The sequence below is a fragment of the Streptomyces sp. SID14478 genome, assembly GCF_010548525.1.
In the GTDB taxonomy this organism is placed as follows: Bacteria; Actinomycetota; Actinomycetes; order Streptomycetales; family Streptomycetaceae; genus Streptomyces.
On sequence record NZ_JAAGMG010001222.1, the window covers coordinates 1 to 6676 of the forward strand.

The window sequence follows — 6676 nt, forward strand, 5'->3', positions numbered from 1 at the left end:
GAGGCCGCCCGCGGTGCCGCGCCTGCGGTGCAGTTCCATGGCCCGGACCGTGGCCGCGCGGCGCAGTTCGAGCGGCCTGCGCGGGTCGTCGGCGCCGCCCACCCACGAGGCGAGCCAGCCCACGAAGTCCGCCGGGGCCACCCGCGGATCGAGGTAGGCGGGCAGGTTGTCGAGCGTGGCGAACACCGGCGCCAGGACCGTGTCGAGCCCGGCCGTGAACCGCTGCGCGAAGTCGTCCTCGGCGTACAGGGCGGGCAGTTGCTCACCGATGGGATGCCGGCTGGGCAGACCGGGCACGGACGCGCGGCTCATCCGCGGGCCTCCGGCTGCGCCGCGGTGACGACCACCTGGTGCTGGTACGAGAAGACGAGGGTGCCCGCGCCGATGTCGATGCGGTCGGCGGGCGAGCCGCGCCGTCCGGTGACCGGGTCGGCAGCGAACAGCCGGATGTCCTCCACCAGGACGTCGCCGACGGCGCGTTGCAGCACCCCGAACACCTCGCCGTACTGCACCGGCCGCCCGAACGGCCAGCCCGTCCCGTCGGGTCCGCCGTGCAGCGGGTTGAGATGGCGGAACAGCGCCGCGAGGGCCGCCTCGCGGACCCGGTCGGTGTCGCCGCCCGGCGCGGTGAGCCGGGCCACGACGGTGACGCCCTGGTACACGGGCGGCTCCACGACGAGCCGGGTGCCGATCAGCCGCCGCTCGTCGAGGGCCGCGGTGACCGTCGCGAGGACCTGGTCGGAGGGGATCAACTGCTCGAAGCGCAGCCGGTCGTCGCCCTCGTCGGCGACCGCGTCCGGCACCACGAGGACCCGCACCGCACCGGGTTCCTCCGCGGCGGGCAGGCACCGTACCCGGCGCACCGAGGGCGCCGCCTGGCGGGCGATGATCTCGTGGTCCTCGGCGGTCACCGCCCGTTCCTGCATGCGCAGGGCCTGCGGGGCACGCAGCTTGGCGTTGGCGACGGACTCGCCGGCGACACCGCCGTGCGCCGCCTCCCGGTTGCCGACGCGTGCCACGTACGGGACGGAGCTGCGCAGCACGTTGATCGCGCCCCGCGCGACATTGCCGTCCGGGCCGCCGCCGGTGCGGTAGCGGGCCACCCGCACCTGGGCCCCCTTGGGCGGTACGGCGCCGCAGGCGCGCAGCGTCCCGTCGGCCTCGCGCAGCACCGGCGGGAACGTGAACTCCCCGGTGGAGGCGTTGACTCGTACGTGCCGGTCCGCGGGGCCCGAGCGGCCGAAGTGGTCCACGACGTCCCAGCGCAGCCACCCCTCGGCCGAGGACACCTCCACCTGCGGTGGCTCCCCGTCGAGCAGCACGGGCGGGCGGTCGAGGCGGAACGTCTGTCCCGCGACGCCCTCCGACTCGCCCAGCGGCACATCGGTCACCGTCTCCGCGTGCTCGGCGCGCACCGTGCCGCCGACCGTGAACACGGCGGCCTCGCGCACGGTGGGTGACTCGGAGTAGAACGGCTGGTCCGGCTCCGGTGCGACGACCCGGCAGCGCAACCAGCCCGCCCGCGTGCCACCGATCACCGACGCGGTGTGCCCGGCGGGGACGTGCACGATGACCTCGCCGGGGCGGTTGAGGCCGCCGGTCGAGTCCTCGCCGGTCTCGCACCGCTGCCAGCGTCCGCCGTCCCACGCCTCCCACACCAGCGGAGGCTGGCGCGGGTCGACGCCGACGCCCTCGACGCGGCTGTCCAGGCGGACGGCGACGATGCAGCGCGGCACGGCCGTCGGCAGCCCGAACAACAGGGCGTCACCGGGTTCCGGCGCCGCCTGGAAGCACGGCACGTCGAGGCCCTCGGCGAGCGCGCCGGTCCTGTCGGTCTGCTCACCGCTGCGCGGCGCGGTCACCAGGCGTGTCAACTCGCTGGGCACGATGTGCAGTTCACCGGTGGTGGCGAACACCACGGTGTCCGCCTCGTCGTCCCCGGCAGCCGTCGTCACCTCGGTGCCCGCCGACAGCGTCACCGTCTCGGGCTGCGGCGCCGACAGCCAGAAGTCGACCTCGGCGCCCGCGGCCGCGGGCGGGAACAGCGTGATGCCCAACAGGTCGAGGAACGCCAGGTAGTTCTTGTCCGGGACCCGGTTGAGCCGGTACAGCAGCTGGTCCACGAGGTAGGCGAACGTCTCGATGAGGGTGACGCCCGGGTCCGACACGTTGTGGTCGGTCCACTCGGGCGCACGCTGCTGCACGTACCGCTTCGCCTCGTCGACGAGCTGCTGGAACCGTCGGTCGTCCAGATTGGGGGAGGGCAGGGCCATCAGTTGCCGACCGCTTCCTCGGCCCCCTCCTCCGAGGGGATCGTGTAGAAGGGAAAGACCAGGTTGCGCCGGTCGTTGGTGGCCCGCACGGTGTAGTGCACGTCGAGGTAGAGCGTGCCCGCGTCCACCGAGTCGAAGGCGACGACGACGTCGTCCACGGTGATCCGCGGCTCCCACCGTTCCAGCGCCTCGCGCACCTGCTGCGCGACCCGTCCGGCAGTGGCGCCGTCGCCCGGGGCGAAGACGTAGTCGTGGATGCCGCAGCCGAACTCGGGCCGCATCGGCCGCTCGCCCGGCGCCGTACCGAGCACCAGCCGGATGGCCTCCTCGATCTCCCGGCCCCGCTCCACCATGGCGATGCCGCCCGTGGGCCCGACGCGCAGCGGGAACGCCCAGCCGCGCCCGATGAATCGCTCGCTCACATCGGCCCCCCGATCTCCACGGTCAGCGCGCCCGGCAGGATCTGCGCGCCGCACGCCGTCTTGTCGTTCATCCGCGCTGCGGGCAGCCCGCCGATGAGGACGGCTCCCCGGGCGAGGGCCGCCGGGTTGGGCATGACCACGTTGGTCGGGCCGAGCGCCGCGTGCGGCACGATCGGGCAGACGTGCAGGCTGCCCTCGACGGCGGCCGGGCGCCCCTCGATCTCCACGGTCACCACGGCCGGCGCGAACGGGGGAGGCGGGGTGGTGATCCGGCCGCCGTGGCTGGTGGGGTCACCGGTACGGGCTGCTGCGGGCATGGACGCTCCTGTTGGGGGACGGGCGGGCTGGTGGCGGATCTCGGTGACGTGGTGGCGTCGATGGCGTGGTGTACGCAGGCGGGCCGAGCGAGCCGGGACGGGGTCAATTGATCTTGACGAGGCGGGCCTTGAGGATTCCGACGAGTCCGCCGTCGACCGAGGCCTCCGTCCGTCCGGTGATCCCGACCTTGCGGCCGGTGACGTTCACCGAGGACTGGCCGTCCACGTTCACCCGGCGTCCCTTGATGTTCACCTCGCCCCGCCCCGCGTCGAGCGTGATGCCGTCCTTGTCCATGACGAGCGAGCTCGCCACCTGCTTGGCGCCCCGGTAGACGGTCACCTCGATCCGGTCCTTGCGGTCGTCGAGGCGCACTTCGAGGCGCTCGTCCCCGGTCGTCAGACGCAGCCCCGAAGGGCCCGGCGCCGGAGCGTCGAGCAGTTCCACCCGGTGCCCCGAACGCGACACGATGGAACGGCGGTTGACCTTCCCGCTGGTCTTGTCGATCAGCGGCACGTCGTGCGGCGACGGCTTGTCCACGCCGTTGTAGAGCCCGCCGATGACGTACGGACTGTCGAGCAGCCCCTGCTCGAACCCGACGAGCACCTCGTCGTTGACCTCGGGACTGACCACGCCGCCGCCGCCCTTGCCGCCCCACTGCACCGTGCGCACCCAGTCGGTGACGTACGTGTCGTCCAGCCAGGGGAACTTGAGGCGCACCGCGCCCCGGTCCGAGCCCCGCGGTTCCTCGCGCACGTCCGTCACGACGCCGATCGCCAGACCGGGGACGCGCGGACCGCGGCCGGGCGCGCTGGCGCCGGTGACGAGACCGGTCAGCGAGCGGTCCGGGCTCGTACTGACCCACACGGTGGTCCGGTACCCGCCGTGCGGCTCCAGCACGTGCTGCACCGCCGTCGCCGTGTACCGCCCCGAGAACTCCTTGCCGACGTTGCCGAGCGCGACCGGCTTGCCCGCGCGCAGCAGCGGATTGCCCTCCACCATGGCCTCCAACTCACCGAATCCGGAGGCCACTTGCTCGGCGTTGGCCCGCGCCACGGCCATCGCCTCGGCCTGCGTGCGGTACGGGGTGTCGGTGATGGTGAGCTGGGTGGCCCTGCCGAACCGGTTCACGGCCGTCGGGCTCAGTCCCGGCACCACCGTGCCGCTCACCGTCGACGCCTGCTCCGCGACCACGGCCCGCTTCGTCGTGACGTCCCAGCCGCGCACCTGCACCTTCGACGCCGCGTCGGCCGTCGTCAGGGCGGCGCGCAGCGCCAGCAGATTGCGCCCGTACTCCAGGACCATCGGATCGGTGGTCGCCGACGTCGACGGCGCGGGCGCCCCGGACGCCTTCACCGGCCGCGTGAACTGCAGCACGCCCTTGTCGTCGACCCGCACCAGCGCGCCGCTCTCCCCGGCCAGGTACTGCAGGAACTCCCAGTCGGACACGTTGGCCTGGGAGAGCTGCGTGTGCGTGACGGCCGGTGCCTCGACCTTCCCGACGGCGAGCCCCGCCCCCGTCGCCACCTTGCGCACGATCGCGGCCGTCGTCATGTTGCGGTACGCCACCACTTTGCGGCCCCGCTGCAGACGGTGCGTCTTGGAGTACGCCCGTACGACGGTGAAGGTGCCGGTGCTGTCCCGGTCCAGTTCGAGGGCCGTGACCTCGCCGTTGAACAGGCGCTCGCGGGCACGTCCCTTCACGGTCACCACCGAGACCCGCAGCGGGGTGCCGATGGTGATCCCGGTCTTGCCGAGGAACTCGTGATCGGGATCCCGGAAGGTGAGTACCGCCATGTCCGGCAGGCCCACGTTCTCGTCCACCACACAGCTCACCAGCTGCGCCGCCCAGGCGGGCGGCAGTTCACCGGGTGCCTCGACGACGGGGTCGGCCGCGAACGACCGCCCGTCGCGCGCCTCGGATGCCGTCACGACTCCTCCTCGTCCCACGCGTCCCGCACGCCCGGCACCACGAGTTCGGTACCGGGGACGAGCGCCATGGGGTCGTCGATCTCGTTGGCCTCCGCGATGGCCCGCCAGGCGGTGGCGTCCCCGTACTCGCGCCAGGCCAGCATGGCGAGGCTGTCGCCCGCCACGACCGTGTGCGTGCTGCGTGCGGTGCGCGCGCCCGACGTCGGGTTCTGGCCCGGCGGATCGACGCTCGCCTCCTCGATGGACAGCGAACACGTGGCACGCAGGGGCTTTCCGTCCACGTCGAACAGCGTGTACGACACCGACAGGCTCGACATGACCCCGTCGAACGACGTGGTCCGCGCGGTGCCCCACTCGAACCGCACCCAGGGGCTGGCCGGCTTCTTGCGCCCCAGGCTCGCCGGGGTCGGCACGCACGCCTTCATCAGCTTCTCCACCGCCTGCTCCACCGCGTTGTCGTGCTTGGCGGTGGCGTCCAGGAACACGTCGAGGCTCAGCGTGCGCGGACCGCTGCCGACGAACTCGGGCAGCGCCGACTCGCCCGCCATCCGGGACGGCGTGCGCCGCCACTCGGTGGACTTGCTCAGCGCGAGCGTCGACGGGTTGAACTGCAGGTTCAGCTGCGCGATCGTGCCGCCGGGCCGGGCGCCGACCGAGGTCGGCGGCTCCTTCAGGGTGAGCTGGGCCCTGGCGCGGCTGGCGCGGCCCGCTGGGGACATGACGTGCGGTTCCTTTCCGAAGGTGGTGCGGCGTTCTCGCCGCCGGCGGGCGGGCGGGTCAGGAGGGGGAGAGGCCCTCGTGGGCGATCTCCAGGGTCTCGACCGCGGGCGCCGAGTTGGCCGGGTCGAACGAGGGACCCTGCCAGCGGACGGGCACGATGCCGTAGACCTGCCAGCTGATGATCCGGCTCAGGTCGGGCCGCAGGGCGACGATCTCGCCGTCCTTGGGCTCGACCCGGCGCAGCGTCTCGTCGAGCCAGCGGGCGATCTTCGCCGTGTCCTGGGTGACGGGTCGGGTGAGCGTGATGTTCGACCAGGTGACACGGCCCGGTAGTTGCCAGGTGAAGCCGTTGTTGCCGCCCTCCGCATAGCTCTCCATCTCTACCTCGGCGCCCATGCCGGAGCAGGTGTGGAAGGCGCCCAGGTCGTTGCCGCCGATGGCGAGCCGGAAGAACACGCTCGTCGCGAAGATGTTGTCCGTCATGCGTCCGTCCGTCGTCCGTTCCTCGTGCGGGGCTCGTGCCGGGTGCCCGTCGGGCACCGGGGCCGGGTCAGCGGCGGCGGTCGGCGGGCTTGCCGGTCCGCTCCCTGCCGCGCCGTAACTCGGTGCGCAACAGCCGCGACACCGGCTCGATCAGGCGGCGGGCCAGGTCGTCCAGGTCGACACCGAGGGCGGGGGAGGTCTGCGTACCCGCGGAGGCCGTGGTCCGTTTCGCCGCCGTGCCCGATGACGGGGAAGTGGATGCGGACGTGGCGGTGGACGTGGACGTGGACGTGGACGTGGAGGTGGACGTGGAGGTGGTCGAGGTCGAGGTCGACGCCGTGGTCTGTGTTCCCGCCGTGGACATGGAGGCGGCCGCCGGGGCGCCGCCGCCGCTCGCCGGAGTGCCGCCGTCCCGCTGGACGACGCGCGCCAGAGGGCGTACCGCGGGCGCGGCCCGGTCCGGTTCCTGTCGCGCGAGGAGGCCGGAGGGGGGTCCGAACGTCGGTTGTACGGTCGGCAGTTGGCCTTGCG

The 6676-nt window shown here is 73.1% G+C and carries 7 protein-coding genes and 1 pseudogene; all 8 read right to left on the minus strand.

From position 1 onward, the window contains the following. Window positions 1-312, minus strand: a 312-nt coding sequence (locus tag G3I40_RS39065) for a phage tail protein (RefSeq protein ID WP_239092200.1), incomplete at its 3' end; no start/stop codon positions are given. Beyond that, complete coding sequence (locus tag G3I40_RS39070) at window positions 309-2273, minus strand: putative baseplate assembly protein (protein WP_164559562.1); 1965 nt, start codon at window positions 2271-2273, stop codon at window positions 309-311. The genes G3I40_RS39070 and G3I40_RS39065, both read right to left, overlap by 4 nt. Next, the gene (locus tag G3I40_RS39075; protein WP_164559563.1) at window positions 2273-2695 is read right to left on the minus strand and encodes a GPW/gp25 family protein; all 423 of its coding nucleotides are present in this window, start codon (window positions 2693-2695) and stop codon (window positions 2273-2275) included. Before G3I40_RS39075 ends, G3I40_RS39070 begins: the two co-directional genes overlap by 1 nt. Further along, window positions 2692-3012, minus strand: a complete 321-nt coding sequence (locus G3I40_RS39080) for a PAAR domain-containing protein (protein WP_164559564.1) — start codon at window positions 3010-3012, stop codon at window positions 2692-2694. Before G3I40_RS39080 ends, G3I40_RS39075 begins: the two co-directional genes overlap by 4 nt. Before the next feature lie 103 nt (window positions 3013-3115). Continuing rightward, window positions 3116-4942 carry a VgrG-related protein gene (locus G3I40_RS39085; protein ID WP_164559565.1) on the minus strand — a complete coding sequence of 609 codons (1827 nt, stop codon included), beginning with the start codon at window positions 4940-4942 and terminating at the stop codon, window positions 3116-3118. Next, window positions 4939-5661, minus strand: coding sequence for a LysM peptidoglycan-binding domain-containing protein (locus G3I40_RS39090; protein ID WP_164559566.1), 723 nt, complete (start codon window positions 5659-5661; stop codon window positions 4939-4941). Before G3I40_RS39090 ends, G3I40_RS39085 begins: the two co-directional genes overlap by 4 nt. A gap of 58 nt (window positions 5662-5719) precedes the next feature. Continuing rightward, window positions 5720-6145, minus strand: a complete 426-nt coding sequence (locus G3I40_RS39095; RefSeq protein WP_164559567.1) for a phage tail protein — start codon at window positions 6143-6145, stop codon at window positions 5720-5722. Window positions 6146-6212: 67 nt separating this feature from the next. Further along, window positions 6213-6676, minus strand: a pseudogene (locus G3I40_RS39100) (hypothetical protein); the annotation flags it as partial.

Excerpts from the sequence above, each read along its gene's own strand:
- G3I40_RS39070 (WP_164559562.1), bottom strand. The coding sequence starts at position 2,273 with ATGGCCCTGCCCTCCCCCAATCTGGACGACCGACGGTTCCAGCAGCTC.
- G3I40_RS39080 (WP_164559564.1), bottom strand. The coding sequence starts at position 3,012 with ATGCCCGCAGCAGCCCGTACCGGTGACCCCACCAGCCACGGCGGCCGG.
- G3I40_RS39090 (WP_164559566.1), bottom strand. The coding sequence starts at position 5,661 with ATGTCCCCAGCGGGCCGCGCCAGCCGCGCCAGGGCCCAGCTCACCCTG.
- G3I40_RS39095 (WP_164559567.1), bottom strand. The coding sequence starts at position 6,145 with ATGACGGACAACATCTTCGCGACGAGCGTGTTCTTCCGGCTCGCCATC.